Origin of the sequence: Veillonella sp. AS16, assembly GCF_000517785.1 — a bacterium.
In the GTDB taxonomy this organism is placed as follows: domain Bacteria; phylum Bacillota; class Negativicutes; order Veillonellales; family Veillonellaceae; genus Veillonella; species Veillonella denticariosi.
Genome location: NZ_AZYX01000011.1, coordinates 56,602 through 79,506, shown reverse-complemented (window position 1 = coordinate 79,506; position 22,905 = coordinate 56,602). Strand labels below are relative to the sequence as shown.

Annotated in this window: 20 protein-coding genes and 1 pseudogene; 12 read left to right on the top strand and 9 right to left on the bottom strand. The window is 43.5% G+C overall.

Annotated elements, in window-relative coordinates:
* Positions 1 to 39 precede the first annotated feature (39 nt).
* From HMPREF1521_RS04510 to HMPREF1521_RS04500, 3 genes are read right to left on the bottom strand one after another with little or no spacing between them, the layout of a single operon-like run.
* Positions 40 to 669: a hypothetical protein gene (locus HMPREF1521_RS04510; RefSeq protein WP_038116363.1), complete on the bottom strand. Its 630-nt coding sequence runs from the start codon at positions 667 to 669 to the stop codon at positions 40 to 42.
* A gap of 13 nt (positions 670 to 682) precedes the next feature.
* The gene (locus tag HMPREF1521_RS04505; RefSeq protein WP_038116362.1) at positions 683 to 1,288 is read right to left on the bottom strand and encodes a hypothetical protein; all 606 of its coding nucleotides are present in this window, start codon (positions 1,286 to 1,288) and stop codon (positions 683 to 685) included.
* A 10-nt stretch (positions 1,289 to 1,298) separates the two neighbouring features.
* On the bottom strand, positions 1,299 to 1,901 hold the full coding sequence (locus tag HMPREF1521_RS04500) for a hypothetical protein (RefSeq protein ID WP_232203185.1): 603 nt from the start codon (positions 1,899 to 1,901) through the stop codon (positions 1,299 to 1,301).
* A 607-nt stretch (positions 1,902 to 2,508) separates the two neighbouring features.
* On the opposite strand from HMPREF1521_RS04500, the gene ileS reads away from it, so the two are divergent.
* Together ileS and HMPREF1521_RS04490 are read left to right on the top strand one after the other, a co-directional pair.
* Complete coding sequence (ileS, locus tag HMPREF1521_RS04495) at positions 2,509 to 5,343, top strand: isoleucine--tRNA ligase (RefSeq protein WP_038116357.1); 2,835 nt, start codon at positions 2,509 to 2,511, stop codon at positions 5,341 to 5,343.
* Between the two features lie 134 nt (positions 5,344 to 5,477).
* Positions 5,478 to 6,083, top strand: a complete 606-nt coding sequence (locus HMPREF1521_RS04490) for a YIP1 family protein (RefSeq protein ID WP_038116355.1) — start codon at positions 5,478 to 5,480, stop codon at positions 6,081 to 6,083.
* A 131-nt stretch (positions 6,084 to 6,214) separates the two neighbouring features.
* On the opposite strand, the gene HMPREF1521_RS04485 is transcribed toward HMPREF1521_RS04490, so the two are convergent.
* On the bottom strand, positions 6,215 to 8,584 hold the full coding sequence (locus HMPREF1521_RS04485; RefSeq protein WP_038116353.1) for a tetratricopeptide repeat protein: 2,370 nt from the start codon (positions 8,582 to 8,584) through the stop codon (positions 6,215 to 6,217).
* 716 nt (positions 8,585 to 9,300) lie between these two features.
* Complete coding sequence (locus HMPREF1521_RS04480) at positions 9,301 to 10,083, bottom strand: basic amino acid ABC transporter substrate-binding protein (RefSeq protein ID WP_038116351.1); 783 nt, start codon at positions 10,081 to 10,083, stop codon at positions 9,301 to 9,303.
* 129 nt (positions 10,084 to 10,212) lie between these two features.
* On the opposite strand from HMPREF1521_RS04480, the gene HMPREF1521_RS04475 reads away from it, so the two are divergent.
* From HMPREF1521_RS04475 to HMPREF1521_RS04435, 10 genes and pseudogenes are all read left to right on the top strand, one after another.
* A complete protein-coding gene (locus HMPREF1521_RS04475) occupies positions 10,213 to 11,394 on the top strand; it encodes an amidohydrolase (protein WP_038116349.1) in 1,182 nt (393 codons plus the stop codon).
* A complete protein-coding gene (locus HMPREF1521_RS04470; RefSeq protein WP_038116348.1) occupies positions 11,391 to 12,482 on the top strand; it encodes a Cof-type HAD-IIB family hydrolase in 1,092 nt (363 codons plus the stop codon). Before HMPREF1521_RS04475 ends, HMPREF1521_RS04470 begins: the two co-directional genes overlap by 4 nt.
* A gap of 134 nt (positions 12,483 to 12,616) precedes the next feature.
* Complete coding sequence (locus tag HMPREF1521_RS04465) at positions 12,617 to 12,853, top strand: 4Fe-4S dicluster domain-containing protein (RefSeq protein WP_051435750.1); 237 nt, start codon at positions 12,617 to 12,619, stop codon at positions 12,851 to 12,853.
* Between the two features lie 199 nt (positions 12,854 to 13,052).
* A complete protein-coding gene (locus HMPREF1521_RS09045) occupies positions 13,053 to 13,436 on the top strand; it encodes an aldo/keto reductase (RefSeq protein ID WP_051435749.1) in 384 nt (127 codons plus the stop codon).
* A gap of 3 nt (positions 13,437 to 13,439) precedes the next feature.
* Entirely contained in the window at positions 13,440 to 13,667 is a 228-nt protein-coding gene (locus tag HMPREF1521_RS09040) for an aldo/keto reductase (RefSeq protein ID WP_051435748.1), read from the top strand.
* Between the two features lie 91 nt (positions 13,668 to 13,758).
* Positions 13,759 to 15,294, top strand: a complete 1,536-nt coding sequence (gene guaA / locus HMPREF1521_RS04455) for a glutamine-hydrolyzing GMP synthase (protein WP_038116346.1) — start codon at positions 13,759 to 13,761, stop codon at positions 15,292 to 15,294.
* Between the two features lie 313 nt (positions 15,295 to 15,607).
* Positions 15,608 to 17,299: a retron Ec67 family RNA-directed DNA polymerase/endonuclease gene (locus HMPREF1521_RS04450; protein WP_038116342.1), complete on the top strand. Its 1,692-nt coding sequence runs from the start codon at positions 15,608 to 15,610 to the stop codon at positions 17,297 to 17,299.
* Between the two features lie 139 nt (positions 17,300 to 17,438).
* Entirely contained in the window at positions 17,439 to 17,849 is a 411-nt protein-coding gene (locus tag HMPREF1521_RS04445; protein ID WP_038116339.1) for a hypothetical protein, read from the top strand.
* Positions 17,850 to 17,985: 136 nt separating this feature from the next.
* The gene (locus HMPREF1521_RS04440) at positions 17,986 to 18,450 is read left to right on the top strand and encodes a GNAT family N-acetyltransferase (protein WP_198014209.1); all 465 of its coding nucleotides are present in this window, start codon (positions 17,986 to 17,988) and stop codon (positions 18,448 to 18,450) included.
* A 9-nt stretch (positions 18,451 to 18,459) separates the two neighbouring features.
* A pseudogene (locus tag HMPREF1521_RS04435) lies at positions 18,460 to 18,750 on the top strand (GNAT family N-acetyltransferase); the annotation flags it as partial.
* A 292-nt stretch (positions 18,751 to 19,042) separates the two neighbouring features.
* On the opposite strand, the gene HMPREF1521_RS04430 reads toward HMPREF1521_RS04435, so the two are convergent.
* From HMPREF1521_RS04430 to HMPREF1521_RS04415, 4 genes are all read right to left on the bottom strand, one after another.
* A complete protein-coding gene (locus tag HMPREF1521_RS04430; RefSeq protein ID WP_038116336.1) occupies positions 19,043 to 20,143 on the bottom strand; it encodes a metal ABC transporter permease in 1,101 nt (366 codons plus the stop codon).
* On the bottom strand, positions 20,140 to 21,105 hold the full coding sequence (locus tag HMPREF1521_RS04425) for a metal ABC transporter permease (protein ID WP_038116333.1): 966 nt from the start codon (positions 21,103 to 21,105) through the stop codon (positions 20,140 to 20,142). Before HMPREF1521_RS04425 ends, HMPREF1521_RS04430 begins: the two co-directional genes overlap by 4 nt.
* Entirely contained in the window at positions 21,102 to 21,833 is a 732-nt protein-coding gene (locus HMPREF1521_RS04420) for a metal ABC transporter ATP-binding protein (protein WP_038116329.1), read from the bottom strand. Before HMPREF1521_RS04420 ends, HMPREF1521_RS04425 begins: the two co-directional genes overlap by 4 nt.
* Before the next feature lie 119 nt (positions 21,834 to 21,952).
* Entirely contained in the window at positions 21,953 to 22,891 is a 939-nt protein-coding gene (locus HMPREF1521_RS04415; RefSeq protein WP_038116327.1) for a metal ABC transporter solute-binding protein, Zn/Mn family, read from the bottom strand.
* Between the last annotated feature and the right edge of the window lie 14 nt (positions 22,892 to 22,905).

The window sequence follows — 22,905 nt, the reverse complement described above, 5'->3', positions numbered from 1 at the left end:
ATTGGTCAGGGAAGAGGTTTTAGTACTTGGAAAAAAGCTTTATTCTGACTGTGTTAGAACCGAGTCATCAAATGTGATGTTGTCTATTAAAACCTTATTATGATTAGAGCCGATAGCTCGTTCACTATATTTATGGTACCTTTCTTTTAATTCCCGGCGCATAGCTGCTTGCATTTGTTGTAGAATGCTATTGGTGATATCAGGAGTTTCTTTTTGGTATCGGACATCTCCAAGAAGAATCGTTTTGTCCTTTTCAATGAAACGAAGTATGGTGCGTCCTTCGTCGTAGCTAAGTTGATTTTTATATTTCTCATCATCAGATTTACCATTTACCGGTTGGACCGATCTTGCTGTGGTAACTCTAGATTTTTTCTTTAGAATATATTTTATGTCATATTTGCCGTTGGCTTTTGCTAGATTGTCATCACTTGTGGCGAATAAGGACCAAAGGTTTGGTTGAGGATATTTTTTTTCCGGCTCATAGGTGTAAGTTTCCTCTGTAACCATATATTCTTTTCCATTTTCTTGGAATGTGATGCGATGCATGGTTTTATCTTCGTCGTATCCAATCCACGTGCCTGTATAGTCAGGTTTATTGCTACAGCCTGCAATGAGTATGGTAGAAAGTAGCATAATCATGATACATGTTAATTTTATAATAGATTTCATGTGCTATGTCTCCTTATTGTGCCGTATCTAGAATAGAGTCATCGAAGGAAAAATCGAATTGAATAGTTGGTTTTGGTCGGAAACTTCCGAATGTACTCTTTTTCCTTTCTTGAATAACATCGTTTTTTATAGCATCTTTTAATTTGGGCAAATACGATTGAATCGAATTGTCATCTGATTTTTTATGGAATACTATGTTGTCGAAAACAAGGGTGTCATCTTTCTCGTTGTAAAGAATCGGGTTTACTCCCACATCTAATTTGTTATTTATGGCTGTAAGGAGCATGTTATGGATGGAATCAGTTTTTTTAATTAATAGATAGTCCGCGTTAGCTGGGGCAGTTTCATTTCCTTGTTTGGCGTTATCTGCTTCCTCAAGCCCGCTTGAAAAATAGTCCATTAATGAAGAATAAGAATATGTGTATAAAGATACCAATAATTGATCATCTATATTCTCTATGGTTAACTCTTTGATTTGATTTTGACTGTTATTTTGATTATAGGCAATCCAGGTACCTACAAATTTATTATTATCATTTTGGCTACTAGAATTTGTGCTGCAGGCAGTAATCATCATGGTGAAAGCAAGTAGTAGCGTAATTAAGATATTTCGTTTCATAAAAACCTCCTTATGCAGCATCGCCATAATACTTACGACGTAAATAAAAATTATAGCCAATTCCACCTATAATGATAATACCTAAAATGATACCAACATAAAGCAACCAGCTATGGCTTGGCTTGAAGGTGAAGTGGATTTTACTATTTGGAGGGAATGTAACTGTGTTTCCGTTGAGAGCTCCATCTTGAACACTTTCTTTAATGATGTCGCCGTCTACAGTAATTTTAGTTTGGCCGGCAGCTTTACCTAAATCAATAATAAATGCATCATCGGCAGTTTTTTGTAATGCCGGTTCTTTAGCGGTTCCTGAGAATCGTGCTGTAATGGCATTACGGATTTGTTCTAATTCTGTGCCATTTGCAAATTTAGTTTCAACTTTCCATACTTTACGAGCTGTAGTGTCAGAATCCTCTACGGTAGTCATTTTGCCTTCTGCATTAGGTGCTTTTAATGTATAGTTTTGTACATTATTGTTTGCTAACGTATCAGTGATCATTTTCTTTTCTAATGGACCTGATTGGGAGCTCACTGTTGCATCCCAGGTACCGCTGCCGTCACGGTTGATGTGTACATCCGAATCGATAGTAGCACATCCGGACAATACTAACATACACACACTTAGAATCATAAGGCATAATTGTCTCATAATACTCCTCACTTTCAAACTACAAAATTTAAACTATTTATAAAGTGTTAATTATGATATATTGTACATTAATTAAGTAAAATTAATCAATATGTTGCGCTGATAGGACTCATGAAATGTTAATGAAGTTTTACTTGGCCAAGATATTTTATAATTAGAATATTTTTGACGTATAAATTTTATCAAAACTGATTTGACAATCATTATATTTCCGCCCTATAATTATCTAGTATATAAGAATATTGCGTTGAAAAAGACGGCACACATCGGAAGGGTTTAGTAGAGACCGAACTCATGGGCTGAAAGGTTTGGAAATCCGGATGTATGCGGATCACTTTGGAGCAAGCGGCAATGCCGCCGGTGAACACCGTTATATGTTTAAGTGGCTTTCACAATATATGTGATGAGTTGCGTCTCATGTGTTACAATCATGCGCTCGCATGGTGTGACAACCGCATAATATGCGGTGGCGCCGGCTTTCACAAGCAGCGAGAGTCAGTAGGGTGGTACCACGGATATGACGTCCGTCCCTTCGGGGGCGGGCGATTTTTTTATGTAAAAGGAGCACATCATGGATTACGGTAAGACGTTACATTTGCCTGAAACAGAATTCCCGATGCGCGGCAATTTGCCGAAACGGGAACCGGAAATTTTAAAATTCTGGAAAGATCACAAAATATATGAAAAACGATTGGAATTGCGTAAAGGTGCGAAATCGTTCATCTTGCACGACGGACCTCCGTATGCGAACGGTAAGTTGCACATCGGTCATGCCCTCAACAAAACGTTGAAGGATATCGTTATGAAATACAAAACGATGACCGGTCATTATACGCGTTATATTCCGGGTTGGGATACGCACGGCTTGCCAATCGAACATGCGGTTATTAAAAATACAGGCCTTAACCGTCATGAGATGGCGCCTCTCGATTTGCGCAATAAATGTAAGGAATATGCATTAGAATGCGTAGAAACACAAAAACAGGATTTTATTCGTTTTGGTGTATTAGGCGAATGGGATCGTCCGTATTTGACATTGCGACCTGAGTTCGAAGTAAAACAGATTGGCATCTTCGGCGAAATGGCAAAACGCGGTCATATCTACAAAGGTCTTAAAACCGTATACTGGTGTACACACTGTGAAACTGCACTGGCAGAGGCGGAAATTGAATATGCTGAGAAAAAATCCTTCTCCATCTATGTAAAATTCCCTTACGTATCCGAGAAAAAGGTGACATTACCGGACGGTGTTGATCCTAAACAGGCATACGCTGTAATCTGGACGACGACACCTTGGACAATGCCTGCAAACGTAGCCATCTCCGTTAATCCTGAGCTTGAATACGGCTGGGTAAAAGCCGGCGACGAATACTACTTGATGGCTACAGAACTCGTTGATTCTGCAATGAAAGACATCGGTATTGAAGACTACGAAATCGTAAACCGCTTCTCCGGTGCCGATTTGGAATTGGCTGAGTTCAAACATCCATTCGTAGAACGTAAATCCACAGTATTATGCGGTGACCATGTAACACTTGAAGCCGGTACCGGCTGCGTTCATACGGCGCCTGCACACGGTGAAGACGACTTTAACATCGTGCAACGTTACAATAAGGACGGCAAAACTGAACTTCCTATCGTGTCCCTTGTCAATGAAACCGGTAATTACACGAAACAAGTGGATGACAACCGTTATGGCGATACCGAATTCCCTTTGGCGGGCTTAGAAATTCACGATGCAGAGGTGCCTGTTATTAAAATTCTGGCGCATAATAATGCATTGCTTCATAAATCCAGCTTGCGTCACCAATACGCTCATTGCTGGCGTTGTAAAAATCCTGTTATCTACCGTGCGACGGAACAGTGGTTCTCCTCCGTTGACGGCTATCGTCAACAGGCGCTCGATGCTATCGATAATCAGGTGCAATGGATCCCTAAATGGGGTCACGACCGTATCTTCAACATGGTTCGCGACCGCGGCGACTGGGTAATTTCCCGTCAACGTATCTGGGGCGTGCCGATTCCTATTTATTATTGTGAAAGCTGCGGCGAGCATATCATCAACGATGACACGATTAAGGCTTTACAGGAAAAGGTTGCTGTTGAAGGCTCCGATGCATGGTGGGCTCATAGTGCTAAGGAATTATTGCCGGAAGGTTTCAAATGTCCTCATTGCGGTCATGATGAATTCAAAAAAGAAACGGACATCATGGACGTATGGTTCGACTCCGGTTCCTCCTGGGCGGGCGTACTTGAAGTCAACGATCTTGATGTACCATGCGCTATGTATCTTGAAGGCTCCGACCAACATCGCGGCTGGTTCAACTCTTCCTTGTTGACGGCTGTGGCGACAACGGGTAAGGCGCCTTACAACTCCGTATTGACTCACGGCTTCGTTGTGGACGGAGAAGGCCGCAAGATGTCTAAATCCGTAGGTAATACGGTGGCTCCAAGCGATATCATCGACGTTTACGGTGCAGATGTTATGCGCTTGTGGGTATCCTCAGCGGATTACCAGGCGGACGTGCGCCTGTCCAAAGACATCGTAAAACAATTATCCGAAGTCTATCGTAAAATCCGTAACACATTCCGTTTCTTGCTCGGCAACTTGGATGACTTCAATCCGAATACCGATAAAGTGGCGTATGCGGATATGTCCGAATTCGATAAATGGGCTTTGTTGCGCTTGGAAGAGGTGCGTCAAAAGGTTACGGAAGCGTATGAAAATTATGAATTTCACATGTTGTATCATGCGATTCATAACTTCTGTACAGTAGACTTGAGCTCCATCTATCTCGATGTGATGAAAGATACGATGTATGCTGAAAGTAAGAATGACGTAGCTCGTCGTTCCGCTCAAACGGCTATGTACGAAATCCTGAAAACGCTTGTGGCTATGGTGGCACCGGTGCTTTCTTTCACAGCGGAAGAAGTATGGAAATACATGCCGAAAGAAGACGGTATGCCTGAATCCGTTATGCTCATCGATTGGCCACAAGGTCATGCGGATCATTTTGATCAGGCATTGGCGGATAAATGGAACCGATTATTAGACTTGCGTACATCCATTCAAAAAGCATTGGAAACCGCGCGTCAAGACAAAACAATCGGTCATCCACTGGATGCAGCCATCACAGTATACGCTGAAGGCGCCGCTTTCGACGCATTGAATGCACTTGGCGAAGAAGGGTTGGCTAAACTTGTCATCGTATCCGAAGCGCACATCGTAAACGGCGCTGCTCCGGCTGAGGCTGTTAAGGACGAGGAAACCGGCGTTGCTACCGTTGTTGTCGCATCGGGCCTTGAAAAATGCGAACGCTGCTGGATCCATCGCGATACGGTAGGCCAGGACAGCGAACATCCTACACTATGCCATCGTTGCGCAAGTGTCGTGAAAACGTTATAGATACAATATTATCTAATTATTGTGTGTTGAATAATTGAAAAATACCCTCTTAAAAACTTGACTGCCTTTTCTGACTTGAACGTCAGTATAGGATTTGTTTTGAAAGAGGGTATTTTTTGTATGTGAGGTACGATATGAATACATCTATGTTGACAATTTTTATGGCTTTAGTCTGTCATCCTTTTACAAAGGGGGCTTCGTTACTAAAATCATCTGCCAACCCTAAGAATGCTTTTGGGACTTATATTATAGGTCTTATTATTAGTTATATTATCAATTTGCTATTAGAATATAACGGATGGTTTATTAGCCCATTGATGAGTACTTATACTTATCCCGGTTTAGTTAAGTTGGCATTCTATGTATGTGGTTTTTTATTAATACTTGTGTATGGTTGGATTTTTAGTAAGATCGCAAAAACTCTTGGTGGTGAAGGTTCCTTTAATCGAGTTATTACTGTATTTTTGTATATGGGTGCCTATAGTAGTATTTTAATTTCTGTAATATTTGCTTTTAATTGTTATGCAAGTTTCATAGGCGATGGTATTTTATACATGATTAGTACTATACTTTATTTGGGATTTGGAATTTGGACGATAATTTTGGCACTGAAATTAATAGGTCGACAAATGAATTTTAGTGCATGGAAGGCTTTAGGAAGCCTTATTTTAACACATCTGACAGTAATCGTTGTTGCCGGATGTATTGGTTATGTGGTAACGGAATTCATTAATATATAATACATAAAAAACTCTCTATACTAAATGATATATAATGTGTCCTCTAATGTCGGATGTGTCAGGTCTAACATTAGAGGACAGTTCATTATATTAAGTAAAGAGAGTTTTTTATCGTATAAGTTGTATTATGATTATTGTAAATCTTTAGGAACCCTTAGCTGTTTCCACTGATCAAGGTCAGGTATTTCCAGCGTATTAATCGTTTTTTGAATCCAATAGTTTAATGATATTTCGTTATCAAAGTAGTGCTCAAATAGATATGCGTTTCCCGGGGTATTTTGTTGTTCACCGTTTTCGTCGATGTGGTGGCGTACGGATTCTTTCAGATACAGCTGCACTCTGAACGGATGGGCGGAATTGCCGCGAAAGATGAAGTACGACGGTCCGATAAAGTCGTGTGTGCGGATGTTGATTTGCTTATACTGTTTATCGTTAAGGCCTTGCAGTGCCGTTTGAATCATGGCGCCGGCGTCGTCGTATTCTTCGAGCAGAAACGGTTCCTGATCCACATCGAGCACATAATGCCAAATAGGTTGCGGTTTTTCGCTTTCAAGGGCCCACTCGTCGGATAATGCGGCTATGGTACGATCATTATAGATTGTGTGTAGAAGTGCTCGCACCGATTCGATATCCAGCGCGGCTTTATAGGTGATTTCCTGACCTTCCGTTTCGGTATAACCGTGTAATCGCACCTGGTACTTGTTATTCAGGAGAGGCTGTGCCTCCAGTTTATTGAGATTGCGGAGCGTATTCGGAATGGATAGGAAATGATTGTAAAAGCTGAGCATCATGCGTTGATGTTTCTGTAATGCGGTATCAATCGTATTCCAATCGTATAATGTGGTCTCCCAAGGGTAATCGTCCATATCGATGGCAAGGCGCGCTCCGAATTGCGGCCATGCTGCAGGGGCCGGACGTGCGGGCGACGTGGATTCCGTGTAGCTTTCCCGGTAGTGCCAATGCCCGTCAATTTCTTCAAAGGCCTGCAGGCGATCCGCCGCTTCATCATCGACGGGAAAACCTTGCATTTCTTCATCGCAATTGGCCTTGTGGGATAGGATATACTGATGGGAGCTTTCATAATAATGAACGGCCATATCAAGATCAGGGGTGCCCGTAACATATCCTTTTTCATAAGCGTAACCGAGGGCGACGCGCGTCAAGGCGCGGGTAATGTCGTAAAAGAGAACGCGATCCTCTTTTTCAAGGGCGCGGGTTTCCTCCTCCAAGACGCGCAGCAATGACTGGACGGCGAATCGGGTATTTTGGGAAACACCCAATCCATGCAGCCGTATATAGGCTATGTAGGGGAGGGCGAAGACGAACCGTTCCTTCGTGGCTGCCGTATGTGTTAAATCCGCAATGAGCCCCCAGTCCAGCGGCAGATGTCCTATGTGAAAGATATATCCGAAGGCCGCCTGCAGCGCCGCATAGCCGGCATCGTTGAAGTTCTTGGCGGCCGCCTTTCGATATAGGCCGATGGCTTTAACCGGGTCGTAGGGAATCGTGGCGCGGAGATCTTTCGCATCGTAGAAATGGTAATAATAGTCCGCCAATTCGGCGATACATTCCGGCTGTCCCAAGGCGGCGCCCTTTGTAAACCATGTGAAAGCATCTTCATAGTGGCCGTTTTCGTGACAGTCGAGACCCGTATAGAGCATCATCGTCGGATTTCCAAGCTCCGCAGCGGTTCGCGCAACACGCCGTGCATTGTCATGGTCACCTTCGTCGATGTAAATATTCCTGAGGTTGCCTTGAAACATGGCCAGTTTATTATCTAAGGCCTTGTTGAACCAGTACTTCGCCGCATTCAGGGCTTTTGCATGTAGTGCCTTGTCCGTCACGGTTCCTTGCAGTGCCGCGATACCGTCCTGAATATTGCGACTCTGAAAGACTCTCTGTAGTCGCTTAGACCACTTTGAATCGGTGGGCTCCAGTAATGCTTTGGCCGCATCGATACGCCGGTCATCGCGCCAGAAAAATACGTTGCCTATGATGTACTGGCAGTACGCATCGCCTTGTTGGGCGTACTCGTATACGATATTGAAAGTATCATTAAAGGATAGCTCCATATCCTTTTTCACCGTAGGCGTGATGGAGCCCGCAATGCGCAATGTCTGTAAAGTACCGATAGGACTGTGCCGGCGTATGCTGTCGTGAAGGCATTGGTACGTACGCATATTGTCCTCGGGAAAACCGGATTCCTCCCATGTAAAGTGAGGACCTGCATAGACTCTGGCCAGTAACGCATAAGCATCACCAAGCTCACGCTCCTCCGGATTTTTCAGCATGATATATAATTCCTGATCGGTTAATTCGGTAGACTCCGCAGGTGTCGGCCCGTCACTTCGTAAACTGTGATGCGTTGTATAACTGTCTATATTTTGATTATTTACAATTAACTCCAACCGGCGCAAACCCTCTTGAGCGGCCTTTTGATCGTATGATGTAAAAATCATGTGGAAGACTTCTTGCAGGCGGTCTGTGAAATATTGTCCCATAAGGACTCCTTTCGTTTTTATCAATTCATATTTATTATATACCGTCATAGAAAAACGTAGAAGTAGAAGAAACCAACCTGTTCAAAAAGCCTCCGAGGCCACCGCTACGCCGCCAAGTCGTTTTTTGAACAGGTTGGTTCCTCTCTCTTGGTACGCAATCTGACGGTATATAATAAATAACTTATCTAAAAATCGTTGCCATGCCCGACCGCCGGGGAAAGAGCCAAGTCGTTTTTAGAGAGAACCCCATCACCGCGAACCACGGTCGGGATTGCAGTAAATAATAAATATAAAATTTCTAAAGACCGTTATTGCCACACCCAACCGTACGGGAAATAGTCGTTTTCCGAGCCTATTCTGCCATTTTGTATATATAACGAATAACATATTCGGTATATAATAAATAAGTTTTCTAAAAATCGTGGCCATGCCCGACCACCGGGGAAAACGACTTGGCGGCCCCTGAAGCCGCGTTAGCGTAGCAAAAGAAATAAACCGTTAGCGTTGGCTATAGGTAGATAGAAAAATAAAGACACCTCTTGAAAAATGACTTGGCATCCCGTTTTTCCTCCTATACAAAACAAAACCCTATTTGCAGAGGTTATAAAAAAATAAATCCTCGAGGAAAACGACTTGGCGGCTTCGCGGAGCGAAGCGTTGGCCTTGGAGGCTTTCAGCGAGGATTTATTTAACCTAACATACTGAGACGAATAGGGTTATTTTTTTGTATAATCTCCGAACCATTTATCGTAGATTTTCTGATATGTGCCGTCTTCTTTAAGTTCTTTGAGTGCTTTGTTAACAGCTTGTTGTAGTTCGGTGTTGCCTTTTTTAACGCCCAGTACGGTGCCAGAGGATTGTGTAGGTTGACCTACGAGTTTAAGGTCTTTGTCAGCGCCTTGTTTTAGGTAGTACATGGCAACAGCGTTGTCGATGATAGCGCCGTCAATGGTGCCTGCGTTTAATTCCATGAAGATATTCGCATTGGAATCGATTTCTTTTACCGTTGTTCCCGGAATTTTATGTGCCATTTCTACAGGAATGGTACCGATCTGAACACCTACGGTTTTATTCGCCAATTCATCCATGTTGTGAATCGTGTCGTTGTCTTTGCGTACGACCGTGATAAAGCCGCCCTGATCAAAGTATACGTCGGAGAATTCCAATGCTTTTTCGCGTTCAGGAGTAGCGTTGATGCCTGCCGCAATCATGTCGATATCGCCGGATTGAACAGCCGGAATCAAAGCGTCGAAGCCCATGGACTTGAATTCCATTTTCATACCCAGTTTTTTAGCGATAGCTTCGGATAGATCGACGTCGAAGCCCACATATTTATCGCCTTCCGTAAATTCAAACGGCGGGAACGTCGTTTCGGAACCTACACGTAACACGCCTTCCTGTTGGGTCATTTTACCTTTTTCACTGCCGCAACCTGCTAGAATTCCCATTGCCGCTACAGCTACGAGGGCGATGGCAGTCAATTTTTTGAACTTAAACATAATATCCTCCTAAACCATGTCATAAACGTTGGTGTCTACAAATCTGATTATATTGTACGGAATTTTGTAACAATAGGCAATAACATTGTATAATTAAAGGTATTAAATCCCGATTTTTAAGGAGGTCATATGTCTCGTATCGATACGTTACGTTCCGCTTGTGAAAGCTTTACGCAGGATGCTTTCACCATCAACTATACACTGGCGAAGAATCCGGAGATTTCCGGCCGCGAGTTTGCGCCCGTTAAAACCATCGGTGCCGTTCTGGAGAAGCACGGCATTCCTGTTACCTATGAATTCTGCAATTTGCCGACCGCGTTTAAGGCGTCCGCTGTGAAAGTAGAAAACCCCCAGGGGCGTCTGGCGATTCTCTGTGAATACGATGCGCTGCCCGAGGTGGGGCATGCGTGCGGCCATTGCGCCAGCGGATCCATGAGCGTATTGGCGGCGCTAGCGTTGCATAAAATGCAGGAGGACGGCGCGGCTTTCACCATGGATATCGATATTATCGGAACCCCTGACGAAGAAGCGAAGGGGTGCAAGGTCGATATGTGCAATGCCGGCGTATTCAAGGAGTATGATTTGGCGATTATGGTGCATCTCGATGGAAAGGAAACGCGGCCGAATTCGCAGTTTTTAGCTCTCGACTGTTTCCGTGCTCAATTCCACGGCAAGCCGGCTCATGCGGCAGAGGGGCCTTGGAACGGCATTAATGCGGTGAACGGTGTGCAGCTGGCGATTCACGCGATGGATATGTTGCGGCAACAGGTGCGGCCGGAAACGCGTATCGGTACATGGATTATCGCCGGCGGTACCGCATCTAACGTGATTCCTCCGTTCGGTGAGCTGGAGGTGACGGTACGTCATACGGAGCGGGATTACCTGAACGGCGTATCTCGGCAGATTCAACAGATCTTTGAAGGGGCGGCGCTCTGTACGGGAACGACCGTGGATTATGCATTTTACGGTAATTCCTATGACAGCATGAATCAGAATGTGCGGGGCACGCATCTCATCGAAGAGGTGATGACGGAGCTCGGCATTGATTTCAAGCCTGGACCGGCTGATATCGGGGGCAGCTCGGATATCGGTAATGTGAGCTTTCAATGTGCGGCCTTTCATCCGAAACTTCGCCTGGCCGGTGAGGAGAAGGTGTGCCACTCGAAAGAATTTGCAGCGGCCATGTTGGATCCGAATATTGAAAAAACAATCCTCGACGGTGCCGGCATTATCGGCGGGACCTTGCTGCATGTGATGGATGATCCTCAGACGCTGGCGGAGATTGTAGCGGAGTTTAGGGAGGTCATATGATTCACTCAGACAATTTAACGGTTCAAAACTATATTGGCCTCACCGGTGACAAGCCGATCCGATTCATCGTTTCCGATGTGGACGGTACCTTGGTTAATGATGCGAAGGCAATCACCCCGGAGGTGGTGGACGCCGTTCGTGCCGCCCGTGAAAGCGGTATTCGCGTTGCCATCGCCAGCGGCCGCGCGTGGAATGAAATGCATAATGTTATCGACGCATTGCCTTGTTTGCGGTATTTTATGTGTACCAACGGGGCGTATGTCATCGACAAGGATGAAAATAAAAACTTGTTCCATATCGCCTTTGATAAGGAGCAGGCTCTATATTTGTTGCGCAAACTCCTTGCGTACGGCGTGTATGTAGAGGCTTATGTGAAGGACGAAATCTTCGGCATGTATCCTCCGTCGCGTTGTATTACGCCTGAACGGTTAACCTCGTGCATTTGTGATCGTCGTGATGAATCGGCTGACATAGTATCCGGCACATCGATAGACGGGAATCAACCCGTATCTGTTGGAGATACTTGCAATCCGGTGAATGGAGGACTATCGGAATGTGAGTTGGAGCAATCGACATTCTTTTTCCGGTCAAATATCCGTCCTTTTATCTTGGCGACACGCACCATGGTTAGTGATTTATCGGCTCATATGGAATCCCTCGATGAAGGCCCTGAAAAAATACAGATCTTTTATGGGGACGAACCGATGCGTCAGCGCATTTTACAGGACCTGCGTGACGAATACCAGGGGCTGACTCATGACGGAACGGGGCGGGAGCGCTTTTACGATGTGCTGTTGTCCAGTGAGGGAAATTTGGAATTCGTGTTGCCTCATACTACAAAAGGTACGGCTGTGGAGGCGTTGACAAAGCACTGGAACTTCAGCCCTGACGAGGTGATGACGATCGGCGACAGTGAAAATGATCTGTCCATGCTGCGCTTTGCCGGAGCCGGTGTGGCCATGGGCAATGCAAATGCTAATATAAAAGAAGCGGCCCTCTATGAAACGACGGATAATAACCATCACGGCGTGGAAAGAGCCATCTATTCAGCGATTGCATATAATGAGGCGCTTCATAAAATACGATGAAATGTGATGATTCGCGATCGTCACGGATAAATTGGGTTTCACTAAATGATTGGTGTCTGCTCAACGGAATTAATTGTTTTGAGTAAGCGTTATAGGAACAGAGGGTATTGAAGTTTACTGAAAGGAGGCTGCGCATGGGCAAGTTAAAATTCCATATTGATGATACATGTGTTAAATGTGGCGCCTGTGCTGTAGACTGTCCCGTTCAGTGTATAACGGAAGGTACCACAAGATTTGTCATCGGAAAAGGCTGTATCTCCTGCGGTGATTGCTATTCCATCTGTCCGGTGGGTGCCGTCAAGATGGTAAAATTGGGTACCGTTACGATAGTAAAACGCAAGGAAGATGCAAAAGAAGATGATATCGATTAAATGTTAACCGGTAACTGTCGGTATTTATTACCGGTGATTAGATACTGGATGTTAACTCCTATACTACATAGAATGGGCCTTGAAATAATCCGAACGTTTAAAAGTGTTGTGAAACTTTCATACGGAATATGTAGAGGCGTTGTTGTTCCTATGCTATAATGAAATGTAAACGCAAAACGTTTTAAACGAGGTGATAGTGATGGAATATATAACACTCAATACCGGGGCTCGAATGCCGATGATGGGATTTGGTGTTTTTCAAGTTACTGATTTGGCTCAATGTAAACAGGTCGTACTCGATGCTATTGATGCGGGATATCGCTTGTTTGATACGGCTGCCGTATATGGAAATGAAACAGCGGTAGGAGAAGCCGTTGCCGAAGCGATAGCCAAGGGGGCGGTAACACGTGAAGACCTATTTATCACATCTAAGTTATGGGTTCAGGATATGAATGCCGAAGATGTGGATGCCGGTATTAATCAATCTCTAAAAAATTTAGGTGTCGAATATCTTGATTTGTATTTATTACATCAAGCCATGGGAGATTATTTCAGCGCCTGGCGCGGATTGGAACAGGCGTAAACCGTGAGTCAAGTCGTATTTCGTTGGAATATTCAACGTGGTGTTATAGTTATACCTAAAACCACTCATAAAAACCGTATGATTGAGAATATCGATGTTTGGGATTTTGAACTTTCACAGGATGAAATGAAAGCTATTTCAACACTCGATATGGGATATGGTGAATCTCGAACAAAACATTTTGATCCGGAATTCGTGCGCATGGTATTAGGTGTAAAAATTCATGATTAAATAGTGCCGGTAATGTATATAGTTTTGTCTGTAACATATATCGTATGTGAAAGCCGTGTAAAATAGATATTTCTTGCTTAATGGAGGAATTATGGAAAACAAGGAATTTGTTATTGTTGTTGATTTTGGAGGTCAGTACAATCAGCTGATTGCGCGCCGCGTTCGTGAAAATCACGTATACTGCGAAGTATATTCATACAACAAGGCATTGGAAAAAATTAAGGAACTGAAACCGCAAGGGATCATCTTTACGGGCGGTCCGAACAGCGTGTACGAAGAAAATTCCCCGAAAATCGACAAAGAGATTTTTGAACTCGGTATTCCTGTCCTCGGCATGTGCTACGGTATGCAATTTATGGCGCATACATTGGGCGGCGAAGTTAAATCTGCGGAAAACCGCGAGTTCGGTAAAACACCAACTAAGGTGGATACTACATCCCCATTGTTTAAAGGATTGTCCGAGGACGAAGTGGTATGGATGTCCCATGTCGACTATGTAGCAAGGGTTCCTGAAGGCTTTGAAATTGTAGCGCATACAAAGGATTGCCCTGTAGCGGCGATGCAAAATAAAGAACGAAAACTGTATGCTATGCAGTACCATGCGGAAGTGTTGCATACGGAACACGGCAAAGAAATGCTTCATAATTTCCTGTACGAGGTATGTCATTTTACAGGTACATGGACGATGGCAAACTATGCGAAAACCGCTATTGAAAGCATTCGCAAAACCGTCGGTGACGGCAAAGTATTGTTGGCTTTGTCCGGCGGTGTAGACAGCTCCGTAGCGGCGGCGCTTATCTCTAAAGCTGTAGGCGACCAGTTGACATGTATCTTCGTTGATCACGGCTTGATGCGGAAAAACGAAGGAGACGAAGTGGAAGCAGCTTTCAAAGATTCGGGCATGCATTTCATCCGCGTCGATGCGGAAAAACGTTTCCTGGATAAATTGGCGGGGCTTGAAGATCCGGAAGCAAAACGCAAAGCTATCGGTGAAGAATTTATCCGTGTATTCGAAGACGAAGGCCGTAAAATCGGTTCCGTTGATTACTTGGCGCAAGGTACGATCTACCCTGACGTTATCGAGTCCGGTACGGGCGAAGCGGAAGTTATCAAGTCTCATCACAATGTAGGCGGCTTGCCTGCAGTGGTAGACTTTAAAGGCCTTATTGAACCGTTGCGCAATTTATTCAAAGACGAAGTGCGTGAACTCGGTTCTGAATTAGGTTTGGCTGACTACCTCGTATGGCGTCAACCATTCCCGGGTCCCGGCCTCGCTATCCGCGTAATGGGCGATATTACAAAGGAAAAACTCGACATATTACGTGATGCGGATGCCATTTTCCGCGAAGAAATCGCGAAAGCCGGCCTTGATCGCAGCATCAATCAGTACTTTGCCGTATTGACATCTACACGTACCGTAGGCGTTATGGGTGACTTCCGTACATATGACTACACATTGGCGTTGCGCGGCGTAACGACAACAGACTTCATGACTGCTGACTGGGCACGCATTCCTTACGATGTATTGGACACAATCTCCCGTCGTATCGTAAACGAAGTACAACACATCAACCGTATCGTGTACGATATTACATCTAAACCACCTGCTACAATTGAGTGGGAATAATAATAAATTTATTTTGCTATAAATAGTAAAATAAAGCCTTCTATCATTTTAGGGAGAGGGATTTTCTGAAAATCGTAACTTTAACTTAATGATTTTAGTTTGTCGGTACTATTTTATATTGTTTTTTATAAGAACAAGCTTGATAAATTTACGAAAAGAGGGTAGGCTAGAGGTAGCGTATGGTTAGAGTTTTGGCTTGTGGTTCGCAAGCGTTGAATTTAATGTGAGAATTGCTTTCAGCTCTCGATGATTCTTTAGAAGTTCATATGAATATGATGAATTTGAGATAAAGAGTAACCATACGCTTTTTATTATGAATAATTATGATGAAGCTCGTAAGAAAGTGGCTAAGCTTATAAATATTGAGCTAAAAGCAATTACTTATGTGCTGTATAAAAAAGGAATTGAGAAATCATATAAATCATTTGAAGTTCCAAAGAAAGCTGGAGGAGTTAGAGTTATTAATTCTCCGAATGAACAGCTAAAAAGAATTCAAAGACGTTTGGGTAAAAAAATATATGATATTCATAAAAATTATATAGATCAGAATGGAATAGCTTCAAATATATCTCATGGATTTGAAATGGGCAAAGGGATAATAACTAATGCTCGTATACACAAAAATAAGAAATATCTATTAAATATAGATATCTCTAATTTTTTTTCATCAGTAAATTTTGGAAGAGTACAAGGGTACTTTCATAAAAGTCAGGAGTTTATGTTTCCAAAAGAGGTTTCTACTATAATTTCACAACTAGTTTGTTACGATAAGAAATTACCTCAAGGAGCACCTACATCCCCAATAATTTCAAATTTAATTTTTAATATTGTCGATCTACGTATTTTATCATTGGCAAAAAAATATAAACTATCTTATACTCGATATGCTGATGATATGAGCTTTTCTACCAATAATAGAGCCTTCCAAACAGATTATATTAATTTCATAAAAGAGTTGAGAATTCTTCTTGAAAATAGTGGATTTGAGATTAATGAAAATAAAACTAGATTAGAGTATTACTCCTCGCGACAAGAAGTAACCGGCTTAACTGTAAATAAGAAGATAAATGTTAGTCGTAAGTTTATAAAGCAGACTAGAGCTATGGTTGATCAACTCCTTAAAACAGATAGTTTTAAAATAGATGGAGCGGTTGGTACTGAAGAGAAGTTAGAGGGGCGGCTGGCTTTTATAAATCAACTAGACTGGTATAATAATGAGCTAGAAATTGAAAGTATAAAGAAGAAAGGTAAGAAGAAAGATAATAAGAAATATATATCAGGCTTAAATGCTAGAGAAAAACAATATCAGTACTTTTTGTTTTATAAGTATTTTTTTAAACCGAGTAAACCTACTATTGTGACTGAAGGTAAAACAGATATTCTTCATATAAAGGCTGCTTTGATGAAGTATAGTGATAGATATCCAAATCTTATTACTAAAAATGATTTAGGTAAATATGTATTTAATTTGTATTTTTTAAATAAAACTAAACGATTAAAGTATTTTTTTGGTATTGTACAAAATGGTGCAGATACAATGAAAAATATTTGGAATTTTTATAATGGAAGTAAGAGCTGCGATAATTTATTTGAATACATAAATAATAAAAGCCAATATGGGATGATAACAAATGTTAACCCTGTCATTCTTTTGTTTGATAATGAACAAAAATCAGATAAACCATTAAAGACGTTTCTAAGACATATAGAAGCTGAACTAAATACAAATCAAATTTTGATGAATTTGAATGCTAATTTATATCTGCAAACAATACCTCTAATTAATAATTTTAATGAGTGTGAAATAGAAGATCTATATACTGAAGAGGTTTTGAATATATCTATTAATGGGAAAAGATTTGAAAAGCTTGTGAAAGATGGTGCTGAAGATACTTTTTCAAAAGATATATTTTCTAAGTATATTTTAGAACATTATCAAGAAATTGATTTTTGTAACTTTCTTCCTTTATTAGATTCGATAAATAGTATTTGTAAAATAGATTAAGTGGTGTAATAGAGTACTAATAATAAGATATTAATAAACTGAAAATTTATTTTAGATAAAATGATGGAATGATATTATTTGTTATCATTCCATTTTTTTAAAATATGTATTCTTTGAGATTGTTATATAACGAGGCTCTATGAAAATCACAAGATTTTTCGGAGATTATTTTAAGTACTCTCTTCATGACGCAAGGGTACAGAAAATAGAATACGCAGATGGTAATATAATCTTTACCTTTGATTACATTTTTTCTTATGAGAATGGTGTTGAACAGACTCATAAAGCCAAGGTTGTATTTGAAAAATGTGATATTGATGATTTGGAAATTCTCGTGTTTAATAATACAATACTAGATACTTTTACAGGTAAAAGTATTGAGTTACCTCAGTATCAACAGGAGTATAGTGAAAGTGAATTCGAGGTCATTACGGAGACCTATAATTGGGGTCACGCTGTATTCCAAGGATGGTTATGGACCGAAGGGAATCCAGTTCACTGCATAATGAACATGTACTTTAAAGGTGATATGGTATATGTAATTGAATGAGGCCTTAAATGAGTGATTTAAATTTTACTATTAGCTGCACAGTTACATTTTTCAGTAAGAAGGGAACAAGTCCACCGAATTTAAATTATGGAATGTACTATCCTTATATCGTTATAAAAGGTATAGAAGAGGTTATATGATTAATATAGTTGATGGAAAACCCTATTTAGATCAAGTAAAAGAATTGATTACGGAGTATACAGATTGGCTAGGTCGCGATTTATCGTTTCAAGATTTGGACAAGGAATTGGCGGATATTGCTGAGAAATACACGGCCTCTAATGGTGAGGTGCTGGTAGCGGTGGATGATAGTCATACGGTTCTCGGCATGGTTGCATATTATCAGCACAGTGATACCCGTTGTGAGATGAAACGCCTCTATGTGCGACCTGAGGGTCGTGGGCATGCTTTGGGTGATCGTCTGATTGAAAGTATCATGGAACACGCTAAGCAATCAGGTTATACAGAGATGGTACTTGATACAATTGAGCCGTTGAAAGCAGCAATTTATCTTTACAAAAAGCATGGCTTCACTGAATGTGAGCCGTACTATTATAATCCGATGGATGATGTTATTTATATGCGCAAGGCGCTTGTTTAGTTCTGTTATGAAGTCCTAACCGATGAAATGTTCGCTGATGCTTCTCTACATAACTCTGACGGTGCGTGGCAGATGATATTTGGTTTAAATACATTGCCTGAATATCGAAATTGCGGTATAGGGGGCAGACTGATTGAGGCTTTCATAGAGTTGGCGAGAGAAGAGAATCGTAAGGGCGTCATTCTGACCTGTAAAGAGGAAAAGATTCACTATTATGCCAAGTTCGGTTTTGTAAATGAAGGTGAATCGGAATCCGATCATGGTGGCGCTACATGGTATCAAATGCGCGTCGAGTTTTAATGCTATGGTTATTAATCGATAAATAAGAGTAAAATGTATTCGTTAATCCGGGTTAGTTTTTGAAATAAAAGAAGAAGTTAAATGCTTTGTATGAATTGATCTCAGAACTTGATGTGTTCTCATATAGCGCGGTTTGTTGTGATATAACAGAAAGAAGCTGAAACCTATGTGTAATAGCAAAGGGTTCAGCTTCATTTTTTGCACTTTATTTATTTTGGTACACTCTATTTTTGTGTACTCTATTTCTCTTTATATGCGCTCTATTTCTGTCCATATGCACACGATTTCTATTTTATATGGCTTCTTTTACCTGCTTGATACCCTTGTCGGTCAGCGCATATCGTCCTTCCGTTACGTAGAGCAGGCCTTGCTTTTTGAGTTTTGAAGCGGCTTGATATGTATAGTCCGCCGTCCAGTTCAGGTGTTCGTGGATGGTGCCGATGCCGTTTTCAACGGGCGCGATAGGCGTGTCCATGTGCGTATAAATGTGGCACAGCATCATCGTTTCCCGATAATGGCGACGCAGATGGCGCTGTCTGCGGTATGTGGCGATATAACCGGTCTTCGGCGTAGCGATGACGGCGATAATCAGGCCCAGGCCGATGGTGGTGGCGATGGAACCCGCAATGGACACATCCATGGTGAAAGCAACCTCCGTGCCGATAACGGCACATATAGTACCGATGAGCATGCTGCTGATGAGCATGGCTTTCACGGAGTCGGTCCATAAATAGGCGATGACCGCAGGCCCGATCATGAGACCGATGACCAGGATGGCACCGACCGCCTGAAAGGAGGCCACCACGGTGAGGGAAACCATGGTCATCAATACATAGTGGATGAAAATCGGCGTGAAGCCGAAAAGCCCCGCCAGCAGCGGATCAAAGGTGGACAGTTTCAGTTCCTTATAGAACAGAATGACCGATAGCAGGTTGACGGCGGCCACCGTGAGTGAAATCCACAGCGATACGGGTCCTAGATCGGTGCCGTCTACAATGAATCTGTCGAACGGTGCAAAGGCGATTTCCCCGAGTAATGCCGTATCTACGTCAAGGTGGGCATTTCCGCTGTAGAGACTCACCAAAATGATGGCGACTGAAAAGAGCAGGGGAAAGATGATGCCGATAGACGCATCTTTGTTGACGAGATGTGTATTGAGAATCATCTCTATGAGCCATACCGTTCCGATGCCGACGAGCGTAGCCCCTACGAGCAGGAACGGCGAATTCAAGTCCTCCGTCACGAAGAAGGCCAGCACGATGCCTAAAAATACGGTGTGCGTAATGGCGTCGGCCATCATAGACATGCGGCGCAGTACCAGAAAGACACCGGGCACGGCGCAGGCGATGGAGACCACCATAGCGATGAGCAATATTTCAGTATGGGCTGTCATAGGGCACCTCCTATATTGCCGCTTTTAGAGTCTGTTGTGACCGAATCTGATGGCATTATTTTTTCAGCGGGCGGGACCGACATGGATTTTAATGCGTATTTCGTCTGACGAACACGGCGTAGCTGCCATAGGAGGCCTCTGTTCGGTGCGAGCAGCAGGCTGAGTAATACTGAAATTGACAGAATGACGATAATCGCAGGCCCTGTAGGTAATTTGGAAACCGTGGTGCTCCATAATGTGCCGCCGATGGCGGAGCTCATTCCGAACACGCCGGCCAATATGCACATGGTACCCAGTTTATCTGTCCATTGCCGGGCACCCACGGCGGGTGCGATGAGGAGCGAGCTGATCAAAATGGCGCCCACCGATTGAATTCCGATGATGATGGTCATGATGAGCAGCGCCCGATATAAAATGATCGTAAACGTCACAGGAATCTGTAGCGTCCTGGCGTATTCCAAATCGAAGGAGATGAGTTTCAGTTCCTTCCAGAACAGAGCGGTCAGGATCATGATGATAATCGCCGCGACGGACGTAATATATACATCGCGCGCCAATATGGTGGCCGCCTGTCCGAATATGAATTTTGAAAGCCCCGCCTGACCGGCGTTGTTGAGGCTCTGGATATAGGTGAGCAGCACCATGCCGAGGCCGAAGAAGGCGGAGAGAATGGTGGCTAACGCTCCGTCGAATTTAATTTTACTGTTTTCCACGGTAATCGTGATGAGCCATGCGGCGGCAATCGAGGAAAGGGCGGCACCCGTGATGAGCACCTCTATATCCTTGATGCCGGTCAGCAAAAAGGCGAGCACTACGCCGGGTAATGCCGCATGGGACAAGCCGTCACCGATGAGGCTTTCCTTGCGAAGTACCGCAAAGGTGCCTGCGATGCCGCCGGCCAGTCCTAAGAGAGCTGTGCCGAGTAATACCATCTGCGTCGTATAGGATTGGAGCATCGTCATAAAATCCCTCCCGTACCGTAGGTTCGTTCGATTGCTTCCGGCGTGAATGTATCCGCTACGGGACCGTAAGCGACGGTCTGCTTATTGACGAGCGTGACCCAGTCAAAGTATTGCGGTACCGTATTCAAGTCGTGGTGGACGACGATAACTGTTTTACCGCGAGCTTTCATCTCCTGTAATAATGTGATGATAGCACGTTCCGTCGTCTTGTCGACGCCCTTGAACGGTTCGTCCATGAGATAAATGTCGGCCTCCTGAACGAGGGCGCGCGCCAGAAAAACACGCTGCTGCTGACCGCCGGAAAGCTGACGAATCTGTCTGTTCACGTAGTCGGTCATGCCCATCTTGTCAATCATGGCCAGTGCAAGTTCTTTATCCTGTTTTGCAGGGCGATTAAACCAGCCCAGATGACCGTAACGGCCCATGAGGACCACATCTAACACGGTGGTGGGAAAATCCCAGTCAACGCTGCCGCTTTGCGGTACATAGGCGATCTTTTTGTAATCATTTTTGTTGACCGCCAGGTGATGGTCGATGTAAAATTTGACGCTGCCCGAGATGACTGTCAGCAGACCCAGCATAGCCTTTAATAATGTGGACTTACCGGCTCCGTTGGGTCCGACGATAGCCGCCAGGGAACCGATGGGCACCTTCATATCCACGTCCCACAACACGGGTTTTGTCGTGTAGGCGACGGTCATATCTTCAACTTCTACGGCCCATTCCATATATGCCTCCTTGTTATATATTTGTTGTATCGACTTCGTGCTCTATTTTAGCAGGTCTTAATATACATATCTGTAGCACCGACTTTGTGCTCTAATTAACAGGTCTTGATTTAGCATTTTTATTTAAGTGCTTTCGCAATGGTATCGATGTTGGCTTTGACCATGCCGATATACGTGCCGCCTTCAGATCCTTCGGAACCGAGTGAATCGGAATACAGTTCGCCGCCGATGGATACGTTCCAGCCTTTTGCCTTGCAGGCTTCCTGAACGGCCTCAATCGTTTTATGCGGTACCGATGATTCCACGAAGATGGCTTTGATTTTGTGGTCGACGATGAATTGAACGAGCTCGTTCATATCCTGCGTGCCGGCTTCCGTAGCGGTGCTTACGCCCTGTAAACCTTTGACTTCGAATCCGTAGGCCCGTGCAAAGTATTGGAATGCATCGTGCGCCGTTACGAGAACACGGGACTCTTTAGGGATGGATTCGGTCTGCGCTTTAATGTAGGCATCCTCCTCATCTAACTTGGTGAGATAGGATTCATAACGTTTCTGAAAGTTTTCCTTATGTGCAGGATCGGCCTTTGCCAAACCTTCATAGACCGCTTTTGCGGCGAGTTTCCAATTGGCTATGTCAAACCAGATGTGCGGATCCTTTGTGGATACGCCGTCCTCTTCGAAATCGAGCAGAGTGGATGGATCGAGGGCGTCGGATACGCGAATGGTCGTTTTGTTCTGCTTTGCCAAATTGTCAAAGATGGAGCCCATTTTTCCTTCCAGGTGAATGCCGTTATATACGACAACATCCGCTTTTGACATGGCCGTTACATCACCTGCGCTGGCCTGATAGAGATGGGGGTCGACGCCGGGACCCATGAGACCTTGAACGGAAACATCATCGCCGCCGATTTCTTTCACCAGGTCCGTCAACATCGTCGTAGTTGTTACGACCTGAAGTTTCTTTTGCCCGTCCCGGGCGGAGTCCTTTCCGCAGCCGATCAGGGCCAGTATCATGACGGTTAATGATAAAGCGATTAATACAAGCCGATTGAATTTCATGATAAACCTCCCGT

Excerpts from the sequence above, each read along its gene's own strand:
- HMPREF1521_RS04510 (WP_038116363.1), bottom strand. The coding sequence starts at position 669 with ATGAAATCTATTATAAAATTAACATGTATCATGATTATGCTACTTTCT.
- HMPREF1521_RS04505 (WP_038116362.1), bottom strand. The coding sequence starts at position 1,288 with ATGAAACGAAATATCTTAATTACGCTACTACTTGCTTTCACCATGATG.
- HMPREF1521_RS04500 (WP_232203185.1), bottom strand. The coding sequence starts at position 1,901 with ATGTTAGTATTGTCCGGATGTGCTACTATCGATTCGGATGTACACATC.
- ileS (WP_038116357.1), top strand. The coding sequence starts at position 2,509 with ATGGATTACGGTAAGACGTTACATTTGCCTGAAACAGAATTCCCGATG.
- HMPREF1521_RS04490 (WP_038116355.1), top strand. The coding sequence starts at position 5,478 with ATGAATACATCTATGTTGACAATTTTTATGGCTTTAGTCTGTCATCCT.
- HMPREF1521_RS04485 (WP_038116353.1), bottom strand. The coding sequence starts at position 8,584 with ATGGGACAATATTTCACAGACCGCCTGCAAGAAGTCTTCCACATGATT.
- HMPREF1521_RS04480 (WP_038116351.1), bottom strand. The coding sequence starts at position 10,083 with ATGTTTAAGTTCAAAAAATTGACTGCCATCGCCCTCGTAGCTGTAGCG.
- HMPREF1521_RS04475 (WP_038116349.1), top strand. The coding sequence starts at position 10,213 with ATGTCTCGTATCGATACGTTACGTTCCGCTTGTGAAAGCTTTACGCAG.
- HMPREF1521_RS04470 (WP_038116348.1), top strand. The coding sequence starts at position 11,391 with ATGATTCACTCAGACAATTTAACGGTTCAAAACTATATTGGCCTCACC.
- HMPREF1521_RS04465 (WP_051435750.1), top strand. The coding sequence starts at position 12,617 with ATGGGCAAGTTAAAATTCCATATTGATGATACATGTGTTAAATGTGGC.
- HMPREF1521_RS09045 (WP_051435749.1), top strand. The coding sequence starts at position 13,053 with ATGGAATATATAACACTCAATACCGGGGCTCGAATGCCGATGATGGGA.
- guaA (WP_038116346.1), top strand. The coding sequence starts at position 13,759 with ATGGAAAACAAGGAATTTGTTATTGTTGTTGATTTTGGAGGTCAGTAC.
- HMPREF1521_RS04450 (WP_038116342.1), top strand. The coding sequence starts at position 15,608 with ATGAATAATTATGATGAAGCTCGTAAGAAAGTGGCTAAGCTTATAAAT.
- HMPREF1521_RS04445 (WP_038116339.1), top strand. The coding sequence starts at position 17,439 with ATGAAAATCACAAGATTTTTCGGAGATTATTTTAAGTACTCTCTTCAT.
- HMPREF1521_RS04440 (WP_198014209.1), top strand. The coding sequence starts at position 17,986 with ATGATTAATATAGTTGATGGAAAACCCTATTTAGATCAAGTAAAAGAA.
- HMPREF1521_RS04430 (WP_038116336.1), bottom strand. The coding sequence starts at position 20,143 with ATGACAGCCCATACTGAAATATTGCTCATCGCTATGGTGGTCTCCATC.
- HMPREF1521_RS04425 (WP_038116333.1), bottom strand. The coding sequence starts at position 21,105 with ATGACGATGCTCCAATCCTATACGACGCAGATGGTATTACTCGGCACA.
- HMPREF1521_RS04420 (WP_038116329.1), bottom strand. The coding sequence starts at position 21,833 with ATGGAATGGGCCGTAGAAGTTGAAGATATGACCGTCGCCTACACGACA.
- HMPREF1521_RS04415 (WP_038116327.1), bottom strand. The coding sequence starts at position 22,891 with ATGAAATTCAATCGGCTTGTATTAATCGCTTTATCATTAACCGTCATG.